Here is a 16,062-nt window from a genome sequence, read left to right on the forward strand (position 1 = left end):
GGCGGGTCACCTCATGTTCACCGGCTTCACCGGCGCGGACCGTTCACGGTCGCCGAGATGCTCACACTCGCGGAACGTCCGGCGTCACCGAGCGCGGGTCGAAACCGAAGGGGAGCTCCAGGCGGTGGGTGCGCATCAGCTTCTCGTCGCAGAGCAGGTCCTGCGTGCGGTCGTCGGCGGCGATGACGCCCTCGCTGAGGATCACCGCGCGCGGGCAGAGTTCCAGGGCGTACGGCAGGTCGTGCGTGACCATGAGCACGGTGACGTCCAGGGACCGCAGGATGTCGGCGAGTTCGCGCCGCGAGGCCGGGTCCAGGTTGGAGGACGGCTCGTCCAGGACGAGGATCTCCGGCCGCATGGCGAGGACGGTGGCCACGGCGACGCGGCGGCGCTGGCCGAAGGAGAGGTGGTGCGGCGGCCGGTCCGCGTACTCCTCCATGCCGACCTGCTTCAGGGCCTCGGTGACGCGTTCCTCCAGTTCGGCGCCGCGCAGCCCGGAGGCGGCGGGGCCGAAGGCGACGTCCTCGCGGACGGTGGGCATGAAGAGCTGGTCGTCGGGGTCCTGGAAGACGATGCCGACGCGGCGGCGGATCTCGGCGAGGTTGCGCTTCTCGACGGGGAGACCCGCGACCCGGACGGTGCCCGCTCCGGCGTCGAGGATGCCGTTGAGGTGGAGTACGAGGGTGGTCTTGCCGGCGCCGTTGGGGCCGAGCAGGGCGACCCGCTCGCCCCGGCCGACCGTGAGGTCGACCCCGAAGAGTGCCTGGTGGCCGTCGGGGTAGGCGTAGGCGAGGCCGCTGACTTCCAGGGACGGCGCGGGGGCGGTGGGCTGACTCATAGGGTCCATCCCAGCAGACAGACTGCGAGGGCGAGCACGGGGAGTACGGCGGCGTACGACCACTGGGCGCGGGAGGCCGTCACCTCGTCGATGACCGGCATGGAACCGGCGTAGCCGCGGCTGACCATGGCGAGGTGGACGCGTTCGCCGCGCTCGTACGACCTGATGAAGAGCGCGCCCGCCGACTTGGCCAGGACGCCCCACTGCCGTACGCCGCGTGCCTCGAAGCCCCGGGAGCGGCGGGCGATCTGCATCCGGCGCATCTCGTCGGTGATCACGTCGCCGTACCGGATCATGAAGGAGGCGATCTGGACGAGCAGCGGCGGCAGCTTCAGCCGCTGGAGGCCGAGCAGCAGCGAGCGCAGTTCGGTGGTGGAGGCGAGGAGTACGGACGCGGCGACGCCGAGGGTGCCCTTGGCGAGGACGTTCCAGGCGCCCCAGAGGCCGGGGACGCTGACGGAGAGGCCGAGGACATGGGTCTGTTCGCCGGGCACCACGAACGGCATGAGCAGCGCGAACGCGACGAACGGCACCTCGATGAGCAGTCGCTTGAGCAGGAAGCCCGCCGGGATGCGGGCGAGCGCGGTGACCGCGCCGAGCAGCACCGCGTACAGCCCGAACGCCCATACCGACTCGCGCGGCGTCGAGACGACGACCACGACGAAGCAGAAGGCGGCGGCGATCTTGCAGTGCGGCGGCAGGTCGTGGACGGGCGAGTGACCGTGCCGGTAGAGCTTGTGTGCGTGGCCTGCGGCACCCGGGTACGGGGCCGGGCCGGGCCGGGGGCGTGAGTGGTTGCTGTGCGTGGTGGGTTTCCACGGAGTGCCGGCGCCCATGTCAGACCTTTTCGCGGGTGCGCGAGGTGTCGTCGGCGGCGTGCGTACGGCGGCGGCGGACCGCGTAGAAGACTCCGCTGCCGACCACGACCGTGGCGCCGACGCCGATCACTCCGGCGAGGCCGCCGGAGATCCGGGCGTCGGAGATGTCCTTGACGCCGTAGTCGGCGAGCGGGGAGTCCTTGGCCGCGTGTTCCTCGGTCTTCTTGTCGATGCCCTGGTCGGCGGCGACCTTCTCCAGGCCGTCGGGGCTGGCGGAGGCGTAATAGGAGACGAAGCCCGCCAGGACGAGGGCGGTGACCAGGCCGGTGGCCCAGATCCCCCGGTGGGAGCGGGCGGCGACCGGGGCGACGGGCTGCCGGGCGGGGGCGTCGACGAGTTCGCCGTCGACCCGGAGCTTGAGCGAGGAGGTGAGCCCACGGGCGCCGTGGGCCAGGTCGGGGCGGACGGCGATGACGGCGCCGACGGTCAGCGCGGTGATCACGGCCTCGCCGATGCCGATCAGGACGTGGACCCCGACCATCGCGGTGAAGACCTTGCCGATCGGGATGTCTGTGGTGCCGCCGATCCAGTAGATCAGCGTGAAGGCGCAGGCCGCGGCCGGTACGGAGACCAGGGCGGCGACGAAGGACGCGGCGGTCACGGAGCGGCGGGTCTTCGGCAGCACCTTGAACAGCCCGCGGAAGAGCGCGTACGCGACGACGACGGTGGTGACGCCCATGACGAGCACGTTCACGCCGAGCGCGGTGAGGCCGCCGTCGGCGAAAAGGATGCCCTGCATGAGCAGGACGACGGTGATGCAGAGCACGCCGGTACAGGGCCCGACCAGGATCGCCGCCAGCGCCCCGCCCAGCAGATGCCCGCTGGTGCCCGCCGCGACCGGGAAGTTCAGCATCTGCACGGCGAAGATGAACGCGGCGACGAGGCCGGCGAGCGGCGCGGTGCGCTCTTCCAGTTCGCGCCGGGCACCCCGCAGGCTGACGGCGACCGCACCGGCCGCGACGACTCCGGCGGCGGCGGAGACGGGCGCGTCGATGAATCCGTCGGGTACATGCATGGGGGCTCCGCTCCCTGCGGTCCTGCGTCACTGCGGACGATGTCGTGAACCGCTCAATGATAGGACCTTGTTGCAAACCCTTCGCAAGAGCGAGTTCGTCACAGCCGCCGAGCGCACCGCTTGCGGAAAATATGGGACATTGGATGGCGAAGCCGTACGCACAGGAGGAGTCGTTCCATGCCCCCGGTGATCCGTGAACAGACAGATGCCTGGCTCGTCAACGACACCCCCGATCTCCCTGCCGTCCCGGTCGACCTGCTGTACGACGCCGACAAGGACCCGCGCACCGTCCACGTCGCCTTCCCCGGCGGCGACGAATGGACATTCGGCCGCGATCTGCTGGAGGGCGGGCTGCACGCCCCCACCGAGCGCGGCGGTGTCCGTGTCTGGCCCTGCGGGCGGACGCAGCTGGTCGTGGAGGTCCATTCGAAGGAGGGCGTGGAGGTGGTGCAGTTCGACAGCGCGCCGCTGATCCGCTTTCTGCACCGCACGCACACCGACGAGGGCGCCGGCCCCGCGCCCGACGCGGCACCCGCCTGACGCCCCGCGCGACGCACCTGCACGCGCAGGAAGAAGCCCCCGTCCGCACGGGGGCTTCTTCCTGCGCCCTGGTCCCCCGTCCCCCACGGATGACCGGCGCCTTGGGGCCGCGCTCCGCTCGGACACGGCCCCAAATGCTCATCCACGGCTCGACCAGGCGCGCTCCCGGGGGCCCCGCCCTGGGCCGCAGGGCTCCGACAGGCCCTGGGCCGCAGGGCTCAGACCCGGGTCGGCTCGCGCTCGCCCCCGGCGTCACCGCGGGACGTCTCGTCGAACTGCTCGCGCAGCCCCTCGCCCTCCACGTCGACGTTCGGCAGGAGCCGGTCCAGCCAGCGCGGCAGCCACCAGGCGCGCCGGCCGAGCAGCGCGAGGACCGCGGGCACGATCGCCATCCGGACCACGAACGCGTCGAAGAAGACGGCGATGGCGAGCGCGAAGCCGATCATCTTGATCATCTGCTCGCTGGAGCCGATGAAGCCCGCGAAGACCGCCATCATGATCACGGCCGCGGCCGTGACGACCCGGGCGCCGTGGTCGAAGCCGGTGACGATCGCCTGGTCGGGCTTCTCGCCGTGGACGTACGCCTCACGCATCCGGGTGACGAGGAAGACCTCGTAGTCCATCGCGAGGCCGAAGACCATGCCCACCATGAAGATCGGCATCATCGACAGGATCGGGCCGGGCTGTTCCACACCGAAGAGCGAGTCGAACCAGCCCCACTGGAAGACCGCGACGACCGCGCCCAGGGCCGCGAGGACCGAGAGCAGGAAGCCGAGGGCCGCCTTCAGCGGCACCAGCACCGACCGGAAGACCAGCATCAGCAGCACGAAGGCCAGGCCGACGACGAGCGCCAGGTACGGCACCAGCGCGTCGTACATCCTCTGCGAGAAGTCGATGTTCATCGCCGTGGAGCCGGTGACCAGGACCTCGGCGCCGGTGTCGGACGTGATGTCCTTGCCCGCGTCACGGATCTCGTGGACCAGGTTCTCGGTCTCGACGGAGCTCGGCCGGTCCTTCGGTACGACGGTGAACACCGCCGTGTCGCCGGCCTTGTTGAACTGGGCCGGGGTGACGGCGACGACGCCCGGCATGGCGGAGATCTCGGCGGAGACCCGCTTGGCCGCGGACTTGCCGTCGGAGCTGTCCGCCGTGTCCACGACGACCGTCAGCGGCCCGTTGAAACCGGGACCGAAGCCTTCGGAGACCAGGTCGTAGGCGCGCCGCTGGGTGGTGCTGGTGGGCTGGGAGCCCTCGTCGGGCAGGCCCATCTCCAGGGACGCGGCCGGTACGGCGATCACGCCGAGGCCGATGACTCCGGCCAGCAGCACCCACACCGGCTTGCGCAGCACGAACCGCGCCCAGCGGGTGCCCATGTTCGGCTTGGCCTCGGCCCGCTTCCCCTCCTCGGCGGCCTTGCGCGCCTTGCGTCCCGTGATCCGCTTGCCCGCGAAGCCCAGCAGCGCCGGGACCAGAGTGAGCGCGATGAGAACGGCGAGAGCGACCGTGCCCGCTGCGGCGAAGCCCATCTTCGTCAGCAACGGAATGTTCACGACGGCCAGGCCGACCAGCGCGATGACGACGGTGAGTCCGGCGAACACGACCGCGGAACCGGCCGTGCCGACGGCCCGTCCGGCCGCTTCCTCGCCCTCCCGGCCCCCGGCCAGCTCGGCACGGTAGCGGGAGACGATGAACAGCGCGTAGTCGATACCGACCGCGAGGCCGATCATCATCGCGAGGATGGAGGTGGTGGAATCCAGTTCCAGCACGTTCGCCAGTGCCGTGATCGTCGAGACACCGATACCGACCCCGATCAGGGCGGTGAGCAGCGGCAGCCCGGCGGCGATCAGCGAGCCGAAGGTGATGACCAGCACCACGGCGGCAACCGCGACACCGATGACTTCGGCGACCCCGGTCTCCGGTATCACCAGGAGCGCGTCACCACCGATCTCCACCGTCATCCCGCTCTTCTGCGCCGATTCGCCCGCGTCCTGAAGCGCGTCCCGGGTCGCATCGGTCAGCTCCAGCGTGCTGACCTCGTAGGACACGGAGACGTACGCGGTGGAGCCGTCCTGGCTGACGGCGTTGCTGGTGTACGGGTCGGTGACGTGGGCGATCTGGTCCGAACCGGACATCAGCTCCTCGGTGACCTCGCTCACCTCGGCCACGTTCTCCGGGTCCGTCATCTTCTGGCCGTCGGGGGCCTTGAAGACGACCCGTGCGGTCGCGCCGTCGGCGCTCGCGCCGGGGAAACGCTCTTCCAGCAGGTCGAAGGCTTTCTGCGCCTCCGTGCCCGGGATCGAGAAGGAGCTGGAGGTGGCGGGGGACGCGGAGGCCGCGCCGATTCCGGCGACTGCCAGCAGTGCCACCCAGACCAGAGCGACATAGCGGCGGCGCCGGAAGGACAACCGTCCGAGTTTGTAGAGAAATGTGGCCACGGAGGCGTACTCCCGGTCAGGTCGTGTGCGTGCAAGGGGCGTGCGGAACCAGCCCGACGACGAGAGCGGCGTGTCAGGTGGAGCTCGGGGAGAGGGCCGCGCGAAGGGGACGCGCGGGGTCAGGCTCCGAGGGCGGGGAGAACCACGGAGTCGACGTAATCGAGGAGGAACGCCTGGTCGACAGCACGGTCCTCGACCAGCTGCCGGGCTGCGAGGGCGCCGACCACCATGTGCGGCACATATCTCATCGCCGGGTTGTCCGGACGTACCTCACCCCGGTCCACGGCTCGGCGCAGCAGCCGGTCGAGGCCGGTCATCTCCGGCTCGATCAGCAGCTCGCGCAGGGCCTGGTGGAGATCGGGATTGTTGTGGACGGCATGGCTCAGGCCCCGCATCAGCGCGGAGTCCTTCTCCATCTGGCAGTCGTCGCTGCGGCTCAGCGCGGCATGGAAGTCGCCTCGCAGCGATCCCGTGTCGATCTCCGCGAGGGACACCGGCTTGTTGTGCCGCAGGGCCTTGACGACCAGCTCGGGCTTGCTCCCCCACTGGCGGTAGAGGGTGGCCTTGCTGGAACGGGTACGGGCGGCGACGGCGTCCATGGTCAGGGCGTCGTAGCCGACCTCGCGGAGCAGGTCGAGCACGGCGGCGTACAGCTCGCTCTCACGCTCGGGCGTGAGCCGGGTGCGTGCCATGTATCGACCTCCTGTCCGCGTTCTCGCACACCAGTCAAGGGAACGAAACCGTTTCGTACACTTCGACGCTAACCCCGCCCACCCGGCGAATCGAAACCGTTTCAACGTGTTTCACACCACAAGCCTCATTCGCACCACAAGCCCCATCCGCATCACGGGCCGTTCCGCACCACGGGCCGTTCCGCACCACGAGTTGCCGGGGCCCTTGCGCGCGGAAAGCATTGGAGGGTGAGTGACGACGTCGCGTATCTCCGTTTCCCGCACCTTCACGACGACCTGCTCTGCTTCGCGGCCGAGGACGACCTCTGGGTCGCCCCCCTCGCGCCCGAGGGAGAGCAGCCCGGCCGCGCCTGGCGACTGACCATCGACCGGACGCGGGTCAGCCACCCCCGCTTCTCCCCCGACGGCGGCCGGATCGCGTACACGACCTGGCGCACCCTCGATCCCGAGATCCATCTCGCACCGGTCGACGGCGGCCCGGCCCGCCGGCTCACCTACTGGGGCTCGACGGACACCCGGGTCTGCGGCTGGACCCCCGACCCCGAGGACTCCGCCCAGATCCTTGCCGTGTCCTCGCACAACCAGCCGTTCTCGCACGTCTCCTGGGCCTACAGCGTCCCCACCGACGGCAGCCCCGGCGGCAAGCTGCCCTGGGGCCCGGCCTCCGACATCGCGATCGCCGACATCGACGGCGAGCGGCGCACCCTGCTCCTCACCGGCACACCCCCGCACGAACCGGCCGCCTGGAAGCGGTACCGGGGCGGCGCGACCGGCCGGCTCTGGCTGCACGGCAAGCGGCTGCTCCCGGACATCGGCGGCCATCTCGCCTCACCGATGTTCGTCGGCGGCCGGATCGCCTTCCTCTCCGACCACGAGGGCGTCGGCAATCTCTACTCCTGCCGGCCCGACGGCACCGACCTGCGCCGCCACACCGACCACGACGCCTTCTACGCCCGGCACGCCTCCAGCGACGGGCACCGGATCGTCTACCAGTGCGCGGGCGATCTGTGGCTGGTCGACGACCTGGCCTCGCCGGACGCGGTGCCCAGGAAGCTGGAGGTCCGGCTCGGCGGGCCCCGCACCGGACGGCGCGTCCACCAGGTCCCGGCCGCCAGCAACATCGACTCGCTGTCCGTGGACGAAACGGGCCGGGCCAGCGCCGTCACCGTACGCGGCAGCCTGTACTGGCTCACCCATCGCGACGGTCCCGCCCGGACCATCGCCGACACCCCCGGGGTCCGGGTCCGGCTGCCCGAGATGCTCGGCAGCGGCGGCCAGGTCGCCTACGTCACCGACGCCGACGGCGAGGACGCGATCGAGATCGCCTGCCTGCCGCGCGCCAGCGGCGACCGCGAGCCGCGCCGGCTGGCGTCCGGGCAGCTCGGCCGGGTGCACGAGCTGATCGCCGACCCGGACGGCGAGCGGCTGGCGATCGCGACGAACGACGGGCGGCTGCTGCTCCTGGACACCGACGAGGAGACCTCCACCGGCGAGCCCACCGAGCTGATCCGCTCCCTCAACGGCCCGGTCCGCGACCTGGCGTTCTCCCCGGACGGCGCCTGGCTGACCTGGTCGCACCCCGGCATCGGCCGCTCGCTGCGCAAGATCAAGCTGGCCCGCATCCTGGGCACCGGCGCCCCCGTGATCGTCGATGTCACCAACGGCCGCTTCGAGGACGAGAACCCCGTCTTCACGGGCGACGGACGCTATCTCGCCTTCCTCTCCTGGCGCGGCTTCGACCCGGTGTACGACGTCCACACCGGCGACCTCTCCTTCCCCCTGGGCTGCCGCCCGTACCTGGTGCCGCTCTCGTCCGCCACCCCCTCCCCCTTCGCCCTGTCCCCGGAGGGGCGCCCGGCGGCGGGCGGGCTCGACCCGGCCGACGACATCCCCGATGTCGGGACGGGCGAGGGTCCGTCGACGGTCACCGTCGAGTTCGAGGGCCTGGAGAACCGGGTGACGCCCTTCCCGGTCTCCGCTTCCAAGTACTCGGCGCTGCACCCGGTGAGCGGCGGCGGGCTGGTCTGGCTGCGCTGGCCGATCTCCGGCGCACTCGGCGAGACCTTCGCCAACCCGGCGGACATGTCGGGCCGCCCCACCCTCGAACACTTCAACATCACCAGGGCCAGGAAGACCGAACTGGTCGGCCATCTCGACTGGTTCGCGGTCAGCGGCGACGCGACCCGGCTGGTCGTCATGGACGAGGGCGAGCTGCGCGCCGTCCCCGCCACCGAGCCCGGCGACAGCGACTCGACGGTCTACCTGGACCTGCGCCGCATCCTGCACGAGGTCGACCCGGCGGCGGAGTGGCGGCAGGCGTACGAGGAGGGCGGCCGCATCATCCGCTCCTACTTCTGGGACCCGGACATGTGCGGCATCGACTGGACGGCCGTGCTCGACCAGTACCGCCCGCTGGTCGAACGGGTCGCCTCCCCCGACGAGTTCGCCGACCTGATGCGCGAGGTCCTGGGCGAGCTGGGCACCTCGCACGCCTATGTGACCCCGGCCCGCCGCAACGAGGGCCCGCCGCACTACCAGCGGGCGATCGGCCTGCTCGGCGCGAACCTGGTGTGCCGGGACGGCGACTGGACGATCCGGCGCATCCTGCCCGGCGACTCCTCCGACTCCAAGGCGCGCTCCCCGCTGGCCGGCACAGGCATCCGGGAGGGCGCGGTCCTCACCCATGTCGACGGACGCCCGGTCGACCCGGTCGCCGGCCCGTACCCCCTCCTCACCGCGGCGGGCGGCACCACCGTCGAGCTGACCTTCCGCCCGGCCGGGGGCGGGAGCCTCCCCCGTCGCGTCGCCGTCATCCCCCTGGTCGACGAGAGGCCGCTGCGCTACCAGGACTGGGTGGCCAAACGCCGTGACGTCGTACGGGAGTTGAGCGGCGGCAAGTGCGGCTATCTGCACATCCCCGACATGGGCGGATCGGGCTGGGCCCAGTTCAACCGGGATCTGCGCATGGAGGTGTCCCGCCCGGCCCTCATCGTCGACGTGCGCGGCAACGCGGGCGGCCACATCAGCGAGCTGGTGGTGGAGAAACTGACCCGCACCATCCTCGGCTGGGACCTGACCCGCAACGCCCAGCCGGTGAGTTATGCCTCGAACGCCCCGCGCGGCCCCGTGGTCGCCCTGGCCGACGAGGCGACCTCCTCCGACGGCGACATGATCACCGCCGCGTTCCGCCTGCTGAAGCTCGGCCCTGTCGTGGGCCAGCGGACCTGGGGCGGCGTCGTCGGCATGACCGGCCGGACCAGGCTCGGCGACGGCACGGTGATCACGGTGCCGATGAACGCGGCCTGGTTCGACACCTACGGCTGGTCGATCGAGAACCGCGGCGTCGAGCCGGACCTGGAGGCGCTGCGCACCCCCCTCGACTGGGCGGAGGGCCGGTACGCGGTGCTGGACGACGCGGTACGGGTGGCCCTGGACCTGCTGGCCGCCCAGCCCGCGGCGACCCCGCCGACGTACGACGACGTCCCGGACCGGCGACGGCCGCCGTTGCCGCCGCGGTAGTACGGGGTGGGCACCGGCGGCGCGCAGCTGAACGTTCCCCCGGCCTTCAGCGGGAACGCGCAACCCGCGCTGCGCCGGATCGGCCGGCCTCCGCCCCCGCACCCTCGCGAGTGATCTGCCTCGCGCCGTCGGGGGCCCGCAGCTCGCACCAGACCGTCTTGCCGTACGGCCCCTGCTCGACGCCCCACCGCAGCGCCAGCGCGTCCACGAGCGCCAGCCCCCGCCCCGACTCGTCACCGACGGACGCGGTGCGCAGGGTCGGCCAGACGCACGGCTCGGGATCGCTCAGTTCGACCCTGACCCGGCCGGTGCACGTACCGCTGCCCCGGAGCGTGACCGGCGTCCCCTCCCCGAGGTGCACGATCACGTTGGTCAGCAACTCGCTGACACAGAGCAGCAGATCGGGCGAGTCCGCACCCCCGCACCGCTCCCGCAGGGTCCGCCGCATCTCCGGTACGGCCTTCGGCACGGCGAGCAGATCCAGCGCGACCGGCAACGGGCTCATCCCCCGGCCGCCGAACGCAGCACCTCGGCCAGCCGGTGCGCGGTGGCCGCGTTGCAGTTGCCGAGCGCGACCAACGGCGGCCGGGTCGTCCGTGCGGCGAGGGTCAGCGGGTCGACACCGAGCGTCGGCAGCGTGATGCCGTGCGCGGCGAGCGCGGCACGGAGCGCGTCGATGTCCGGGCCGATGTCGTGGGCGGCGAGGTCGTACGTGTCGTCCATGGGGGTAAGTCCACCTTTCGTTGCCGACTGTGACGAACGCCTCACACGCTGCCGCATCGACCCCTACCGTGAAAGGACTTCCCGCTCCACAACGCACAGCGCGAAAGGCGGTCAACAGTGGCCACACGCAAGGAGATCGACGGCTCGGCGGGCGTCCCGCAGTTCTACGGAAAGGAACTCCGCTTCAAGCGGGAGGAGGCGGGCCTGACCCTGGAGAAGCTGGTGGACGGCAGCTTCTACGGCATCACTTACCTGAGCGAGATCGAGCACGGTCACCGGCGGATGCCGGTGGATCTGGCCCAGCATGTGGACCGGGTACTGAAGACGGACGGGTTCTTCGGGCGGCGGTGCGAGGACGTTAGGAAGGCCCGGCGGAAGGGGCATGCGGAGTACTTCGAGCGCGTGCTGGAGACTGAGAAGAAGGCCGAGACCATTAACGAGTGGTCTCCGGCAGTCTTCCCCGGCCTGCTCCAGACAGAGCCGTACGCACGTGCCCTGTTCCGCGTCGAACGGACGCCGGACCTGCCGGAAGAGATCGACGCCAAGATCAATGCGCGGCTGGCACGGGCGCAGCTCTTCGAGAGGAACCACCGGACCCCGCAGTACTGGGTCGTTCTGCCTGAGTCGCTGCTGTGGATGCCTATCCTGCCGCCACAGGAGATGGCCGAACAGCTTGACCACGTCGCCGCTCTCGCCAAGAGAAGCCGGATCATTACGCAAATTCTTCCGTGGAACACGGGAGCGCACACTCTCATGCTGAACAACGCCATGCTGCTGGACTTCCCGGACGCTCCCCCGCTCTTCTACACGGAAGGCCAGCACCACGGAAACACCATCGACGATCCGACGATCGTGAAGCAGTATCGGAGGTCGTACGATCTCCTCCGGGCCGCCGCCCTGTCTCCGGAGGAATCCCTCACCGTGATCGAAAAAGCAACAGAGGACTACCGAAATGGTGCGCACCCAAATCGACTTGAGCGTCGCTACCTGGCGTAAGAGCAGCCACAGCAACACCTCGGGCGGCAACTGCCTCGAAGTCGCCGAGGGGTTCGCCCGCTGGCGCAAGAGCAGCTACAGCAACGGCGATGGCGGCGAGCGCCTCGAAGTCGCGGACGGTCACCAGGACCTCGTCCCCGTCCGCGACTCCAAGCGCCCCGAGGGGCCGGTGCTCGTCGTGAACGCGTCCGCGTGGACGCCGTTCGTGGAGTCCATCAAGGCTTCCTGACTCCCCGGTGGGCGAACCGGCCCGGATTCACGCCGCCTGGGGCCAAATCGAGGCATGGCTGCACCGGCATGCTCCGCGGACTCTGGAGACGCTGAACAACCCGGTCGACGAAGACGGGATACGCGAGGCGGAGAGGGTGCTCGGCCTTCGGTTCCCGCCCGGCCTGGTGGCGTCCTTGCAGCGGCACGACGGAGCCCGCGGCCAACTGGCGGGCGGGGAACTGAATCCGGCCGCGTTCTGCCTACCCTCCGAGCACCGCCTTCTCCCCGCGTCGGAGATCGTCGCCCAAACGCTCCTGCTGCGTTCCGCACAGGACAGCGACAACGGGGGCGGCTGATGGTGGGACGCGGGTTACTGGGACTTATACAGAAAGCCCCAGTAAAGCCCTCGTTCCAGCCGCCACCCACCTGCCCGAAGTGATCGACTTCTTCCAAATACCGACCGGAGACGTTCAAATGGGCACAAATTACCCTAAAAAGAACCGGCATCTCTAACCTGGGGGCATGGGTAAATTCACAACGACAAACGAGTTCAACGGCGCCCTGTCCAAGATTTGGGAGCTGCTCCTCGACGACGTGATCACGGCCGAGGTGTATCTCCAGGACCTGGGGTATGCGGAATGGGCCGTGGCGGACCGGCAGGAAGGTCCCGAGCAGACCACACGCCGGGTGGCGATGCAGCCGAAACGGGAGCTGCCCGGGCCGTTGGCCAAGCTCTTCGGCAGCGGCTACCGGGAGACCGAGAAGAGCACGTTCAGTACGTCTGAACGTACGTGGCACTGGAAGCGGATTCCCTCGACCATGGCGGACAAGATCCGCATGGAGGGCGCGGTGCGCTTCGAGGAGCTCGGGCCCGACCGCAGCCGCGTGATCAGCGAAATCTCGGTCGAGGCGAAAATCTTCGGTGTCGGTGGACTCTTCGAATCCAGCTTCGAGAAGTCGTACAGGGAGGAGATGGACAGGCTCGTAGCGTCCCTCTCCAAGCGGTAGGCAAAGGGGAAGGGTTGGAGCGTGCTCGAAGGGCTGGAGGCAGACCTGTCGGACACGCTCCGCATCACCTACCACCAGAGCCTCGACTGAACCCGCGCCCGACGGGGCGGCGGTCAGGTCGTGGGGTCGGTGCCGGGTTCGGGTTCGGGCTCGCGGCAGGGCCTGCACAGGCCGTCGCGGAATGCTTCGGGGCGACCGGGAACGCGGCATTCGGTGCACTCGACCAGCATGCGGCGCACGGGAGTTACCGGCGCGGACGGGGTTGTGGCGGGCAGGCGGGGCGGGAGCTTGTCGCGGAGGCGGCTGCGGACGAGGCCGAAGGGCGAGCCGACGGACTCGGGGAGCCCGGCGGTGAGGGCGCGCGTCAGGTATTCGGCGTCCACGCCCCGCGCGAACCACTCGGCCGCCAACTGTTCCAGCTCCGCACAGTCCGCCGCCGAAAGCGCCAGACGGGCATCGGTACGGCCCAGACGGGCCAGGGCCAGAAAGGCACGCGAGGGCGGCCGCTCCCCGCCCGCTTCAGGCTCCGGCTGCGGTTCCGGCTGTGGTCCCGGCCCCAACTCCGGCTCTGCGGTGCGCTGCTGCGGCAGCAACACCGGCACAGGCGCCGATACCGGTACGGGTACGGGCGCTGCGGGCGTAACCTCGCCCATCCCCGCCCGCGCGCCCGGCCCCGGCGCCGAGCGGTGCTCCTCGGCGGCGAGGAAGGCGCCCCACCACTCGTTGTCGTGAGCGACCCTCGACCAGTAGGTGCGGGTGACCCAGCGGACCTGGCCGCCGCCCTCGCCGCCGTCCCCGCCCAGGCACCGGACACGCCGCAGATGACCGGCCACGCTCAGGGCCCGTAACGCGCTGCCGACGGCCATCTGTCCGTACAGCGGCAGGCACCTGGCCAGCGACTTGACGTCCACCGCCGCACCGTCCGGCAACGCGTCGACGTAACCCGCGATGTGCCGCTCACGCTCGGGCAGAAATGCGAAATCGCCTTCGAGAGGCGGACGTTGCTCCGGAACGGATCGCTTTCCGTAACCGGGCCGGGCCTTCGGATGGGCGCGCGAGGATGCGGGCGCACGCAGGGCAGAGCTAAGGTTTGCAACAGCCACGGGATCGGTCCTTACTGCTTCGATCTTGGGGTCAGACCCCGGCCGGTGCTCTAACACCGCGTCCGGGGTCGTTATGTTCGGCACCGTAGACAGCCGCGACTCCTCGCCGCAACTCGGTCACGATTAGTCATACTTGCTGGCCGTTACGGGTCCGGGAGGGTGGGAGGTTTTCCCAAACCCCCAACCAACCAACCGATTGAACAACACCGCTCGAACCCCGGAACCCGAAACCCGGCCCCCGAAACCCGAAGCTCAAGCCCCGGCCCCGGGCCCCTCCCCTTACCCACGAACGAGTGAACGGCCCCGCTCTGAAGCTCGAAATCCGAATCCCGGCTCCCGAAGCTCGGACTCCGGACACGACTGTTGCGGACGTACTTCGGTTGACAAGATGAGAAGTTGATGAAGCAACGGGCTCATCAAAGTGAGCGAGGTCGAAGTGATACGACGCAGAAACTTGATGGCTTCGGGCGTGGCAGTTGCTTTAGCAGGTGGTGGTGCGGCTGCCTACGGGCTGGCAGACAGGGGCGCTGCAGGGGGCAGTGCCGGCTCTGACGACTCGGCCGGCATTCCGGTCCAGTTGCGTGGAATTTTGCCGGAAAAGTACGTGGCGTTGATCGCGCTCGACATCGGGCGGTCACGTGGCGCGCTGAGAGAATTGGTGAAACGGGTTCGCGCTGCCGCCGAGCCGGACACGTCCGTGGGGTTCGCCCTCGGGGCAACACTTTTCGGACTTGAGAAGTCGATTCCTCGCCAGCTCAAGGCGATGCCGCACTTCACCGGTGACCTTCTTGATCCCGCCACGTCACATGGAGACGTTCTCGCCCACGTCGCGAGCGACAAGGCCGCGGCGATACAGAAGACCGTTGAGCGCCTCAGGAACACCGCTTCCCCGCACTGGACGATTCGGTGGCACATCTATGGCTCTCGTCCCGCCAACCGGGTCAAGGACGGCAGGGGTCTGGCCCGTAACCCGTTCCACTTCACCGAGGGCTTCGGCAATCCGGGCACCGAGAGGGAATCCCTCAGCCGCGCACTCACTTCTGCCGATCAGAACGAGCCACAGTGGACTATAGGCGGCAGCTACCAGGTTGTGCGCGTCATCCGGTTCGCGACCGACCTATGGGACAAAGACTCAGTACGAGAACAGGAGCGGATCATCGGACGTAGGCGCGATGGAGGGTGGCTCGACGGCACACCGACCGACGAACAGCCCAACTTTGCGGCCGATCCGACGGGCAGGCTTACACCGCTTGATTCGCATGTACGTCTCGCGACCCCTGACCGCCGCACTCCCCCACCGATCGTGCGGCGCAGTTACAGCTATGACCGGGGCAACGGTGATACGGGGATCATCTTCTCCTGTTTCCAGCGAGACCTGGCCCAAGGATTCGAAGCGACCCAGAAACGCCTGGAAGGGGAACCCCTGTCAAAGTACTTGCTGACCACAGGCGGCGGATACTTCTTCGTCCCCCCGCACGGCAACAAGTGGATTGACACGTTCAGCTAAGATCTGACCTCTCCGTATCTGGGTCCAGATGGACGTTTCCGACCAGAGGGCTTCTGACGAAGCCGCGATCCGTCTTCGGTCACCGTGTGAACAGGAGTGGGGCGTGCCACTCAACCCGAACGTGCTCGCCCCACTCCTGGAGCAGGACATCGAACTCGTCATACTCAAGGAGCTGTTGAGCCATACGCACATTGGCACCGGTTCAGATCGGCTCCAGATCCACGCCATAAGCGTCTCGGACATCGATCAGGAATACCCCACCGCCGACGCGGGGAATTCGACGCTCCCACCAGCCCCAGCTTCCAGCGACTTGAAACCCACCCTCAAGCAGCGATGAAAATTTCGCGTCGACGGCCTCGACTTCCCTGATGAACCACTGCGCATCCGAGGTTCGCTGAACCTGCGGGTCGTCGATCACCGCCTGCAAGAAGCGCCGAATGGACAATTCATTCCTGTATTCAGCAAGACTGTCTTCGTAGCCCTCCTCGCAGCTTTCGACGAACTGAAGCCATGCCTCAATAGCTCGATTAGGCGTCAAAGCTTCCTTGCCTAACGTCCGCGCTACGACGTTGTACCTTTCAACAAACATCATTCTCCT

The 16,062-nt window shown here is 69.2% G+C and carries 16 protein-coding genes; 7 read left to right on the plus strand and 9 right to left on the minus strand.

Annotated elements, in window-relative coordinates:
• Positions 1 to 61 precede the first annotated feature (61 nt).
• From ACWCQ6_RS02895 to ACWCQ6_RS02905, 3 genes are read right to left on the minus strand one after another with little or no spacing between them, the layout of a single operon-like run.
• Positions 62 to 838 carry an energy-coupling factor ABC transporter ATP-binding protein gene (locus ACWCQ6_RS02895; RefSeq protein ID WP_451084997.1) on the minus strand — a complete coding sequence of 259 codons (777 nt, stop codon included), beginning with the start codon at positions 836 to 838 and terminating at the stop codon, positions 62 to 64.
• Positions 835 to 1,674: a cobalt ECF transporter T component CbiQ gene (cbiQ, locus tag ACWCQ6_RS02900; protein WP_451084998.1), complete on the minus strand. Its 840-nt coding sequence runs from the start codon at positions 1,672 to 1,674 to the stop codon at positions 835 to 837. Before cbiQ ends, ACWCQ6_RS02895 begins: the two co-directional genes overlap by 4 nt.
• Position 1,675: 1 nt before the next feature.
• Positions 1,676 to 2,731 carry an energy-coupling factor ABC transporter permease gene (locus tag ACWCQ6_RS02905; protein WP_451084999.1) on the minus strand — a complete coding sequence of 352 codons (1,056 nt, stop codon included), beginning with the start codon at positions 2,729 to 2,731 and terminating at the stop codon, positions 1,676 to 1,678.
• A 177-nt stretch (positions 2,732 to 2,908) separates the two neighbouring features.
• Between ACWCQ6_RS02905 and ACWCQ6_RS02910 the strand changes: the two genes are divergently transcribed.
• Positions 2,909 to 3,271, plus strand: a complete 363-nt coding sequence (locus ACWCQ6_RS02910) for an SsgA family sporulation/cell division regulator (RefSeq protein ID WP_451085000.1) — start codon at positions 2,909 to 2,911, stop codon at positions 3,269 to 3,271.
• Between the two features lie 218 nt (positions 3,272 to 3,489).
• Here the strand turns inward: ACWCQ6_RS02910 and ACWCQ6_RS02915 are convergent, their stop codons facing one another.
• Positions 3,490 to 5,706 (minus strand): MMPL family transporter, encoded by a 2,217-nt coding sequence (locus ACWCQ6_RS02915; protein WP_451085001.1) that lies wholly within the window; start codon positions 5,704 to 5,706, stop codon positions 3,490 to 3,492.
• 119 nt (positions 5,707 to 5,825) lie between these two features.
• Positions 5,826 to 6,398 carry a TetR/AcrR family transcriptional regulator gene (locus ACWCQ6_RS02920; protein WP_451085002.1) on the minus strand — a complete coding sequence of 191 codons (573 nt, stop codon included), beginning with the start codon at positions 6,396 to 6,398 and terminating at the stop codon, positions 5,826 to 5,828.
• Positions 6,399 to 6,626: 228 nt separating this feature from the next.
• Between ACWCQ6_RS02920 and ACWCQ6_RS02925 the strand changes: the two genes are divergently transcribed.
• Positions 6,627 to 9,917: a S41 family peptidase gene (locus tag ACWCQ6_RS02925; protein ID WP_451085003.1), complete on the plus strand. Its 3,291-nt coding sequence runs from the start codon at positions 6,627 to 6,629 to the stop codon at positions 9,915 to 9,917.
• Positions 9,918 to 9,963: 46 nt separating this feature from the next.
• Here ACWCQ6_RS02925 and ACWCQ6_RS02930 read toward each other — a convergent pair whose 3' ends face one another.
• Positions 9,964 to 10,422, minus strand: coding sequence for an ATP-binding protein (locus tag ACWCQ6_RS02930; RefSeq protein ID WP_451085004.1), 459 nt, complete (start codon positions 10,420 to 10,422; stop codon positions 9,964 to 9,966).
• Entirely contained in the window at positions 10,419 to 10,640 is a 222-nt protein-coding gene (locus tag ACWCQ6_RS02935) for a hypothetical protein (protein WP_451085005.1), read from the minus strand. The genes ACWCQ6_RS02930 and ACWCQ6_RS02935 overlap by 4 nt, the downstream gene beginning before the upstream one ends.
• A gap of 117 nt (positions 10,641 to 10,757) precedes the next feature.
• Between ACWCQ6_RS02935 and ACWCQ6_RS02940 the strand changes: the two genes are divergently transcribed.
• The 4 genes from ACWCQ6_RS02940 to ACWCQ6_RS02955 all read left to right on the plus strand — a co-directional run bounded on the left by ACWCQ6_RS02940 (position 10,758) and on the right by ACWCQ6_RS02955 (position 12,854).
• Positions 10,758 to 11,636, plus strand: a complete 879-nt coding sequence (locus ACWCQ6_RS02940; RefSeq protein ID WP_451085006.1) for a helix-turn-helix domain-containing protein — start codon at positions 10,758 to 10,760, stop codon at positions 11,634 to 11,636.
• A complete protein-coding gene (locus tag ACWCQ6_RS02945; RefSeq protein WP_451085007.1) occupies positions 11,593 to 11,865 on the plus strand; it encodes a DUF397 domain-containing protein in 273 nt (90 codons plus the stop codon). Before ACWCQ6_RS02940 ends, ACWCQ6_RS02945 begins: the two co-directional genes overlap by 44 nt.
• Positions 11,866 to 11,872: 7 nt before the next feature.
• On the plus strand, positions 11,873 to 12,202 hold the full coding sequence (locus ACWCQ6_RS02950; RefSeq protein WP_451085008.1) for a hypothetical protein: 330 nt from the start codon (positions 11,873 to 11,875) through the stop codon (positions 12,200 to 12,202).
• A 166-nt stretch (positions 12,203 to 12,368) separates the two neighbouring features.
• Complete coding sequence (locus tag ACWCQ6_RS02955) at positions 12,369 to 12,854, plus strand: DUF2505 family protein (protein ID WP_451085009.1); 486 nt, start codon at positions 12,369 to 12,371, stop codon at positions 12,852 to 12,854.
• Between the two features lie 113 nt (positions 12,855 to 12,967).
• Here ACWCQ6_RS02955 and ACWCQ6_RS02960 read toward each other — a convergent pair whose 3' ends face one another.
• Positions 12,968 to 13,957, minus strand: coding sequence for a MarR family transcriptional regulator (locus tag ACWCQ6_RS02960; protein WP_451085010.1), 990 nt, complete (start codon positions 13,955 to 13,957; stop codon positions 12,968 to 12,970).
• Between the two features lie 421 nt (positions 13,958 to 14,378).
• On the opposite strand from ACWCQ6_RS02960, the gene ACWCQ6_RS02965 reads away from it, so the two are divergent.
• Positions 14,379 to 15,464 carry a Dyp-type peroxidase gene (locus tag ACWCQ6_RS02965; RefSeq protein WP_451085011.1) on the plus strand — a complete coding sequence of 362 codons (1,086 nt, stop codon included), beginning with the start codon at positions 14,379 to 14,381 and terminating at the stop codon, positions 15,462 to 15,464.
• Positions 15,465 to 15,666: 202 nt separating this feature from the next.
• Here ACWCQ6_RS02965 and ACWCQ6_RS02970 read toward each other — a convergent pair whose 3' ends face one another.
• Complete coding sequence (locus ACWCQ6_RS02970) at positions 15,667 to 16,056, minus strand: hypothetical protein (protein WP_451085012.1); 390 nt, start codon at positions 16,054 to 16,056, stop codon at positions 15,667 to 15,669.
• Between the last annotated feature and the right edge of the window lie 6 nt (positions 16,057 to 16,062).

This window comes from Streptomyces sp. NPDC001880 (assembly GCF_053594575.1).

What these genes read in the sequence shown, in the direction of transcription:
- ACWCQ6_RS02895 (WP_451084997.1), bottom strand. Translation starts at nt 838, where the DNA reads ATGAGTCAGCCCACCGCCCCCGCGCCGTCCCTGGAAGTCAGCGGCCTC.
- cbiQ (WP_451084998.1), bottom strand. Translation starts at nt 1,674, where the DNA reads ATGGGCGCCGGCACTCCGTGGAAACCCACCACGCACAGCAACCACTCA.
- ACWCQ6_RS02905 (WP_451084999.1), bottom strand. Translation starts at nt 2,731, where the DNA reads ATGCATGTACCCGACGGATTCATCGACGCGCCCGTCTCCGCCGCCGCC.
- ACWCQ6_RS02910 (WP_451085000.1), top strand. Translation starts at nt 2,909, where the DNA reads ATGCCCCCGGTGATCCGTGAACAGACAGATGCCTGGCTCGTCAACGAC.
- ACWCQ6_RS02920 (WP_451085002.1), bottom strand. Translation starts at nt 6,398, where the DNA reads ATGGCACGCACCCGGCTCACGCCCGAGCGTGAGAGCGAGCTGTACGCC.
- ACWCQ6_RS02930 (WP_451085004.1), bottom strand. Translation starts at nt 10,422, where the DNA reads ATGAGCCCGTTGCCGGTCGCGCTGGATCTGCTCGCCGTGCCGAAGGCC.
- ACWCQ6_RS02935 (WP_451085005.1), bottom strand. Translation starts at nt 10,640, where the DNA reads ATGGACGACACGTACGACCTCGCCGCCCACGACATCGGCCCGGACATC.
- ACWCQ6_RS02945 (WP_451085007.1), top strand. Translation starts at nt 11,593, where the DNA reads ATGGTGCGCACCCAAATCGACTTGAGCGTCGCTACCTGGCGTAAGAGC.
- ACWCQ6_RS02955 (WP_451085009.1), top strand. Translation starts at nt 12,369, where the DNA reads ATGGGTAAATTCACAACGACAAACGAGTTCAACGGCGCCCTGTCCAAG.
- ACWCQ6_RS02970 (WP_451085012.1), bottom strand. Translation starts at nt 16,056, where the DNA reads ATGATGTTTGTTGAAAGGTACAACGTCGTAGCGCGGACGTTAGGCAAG.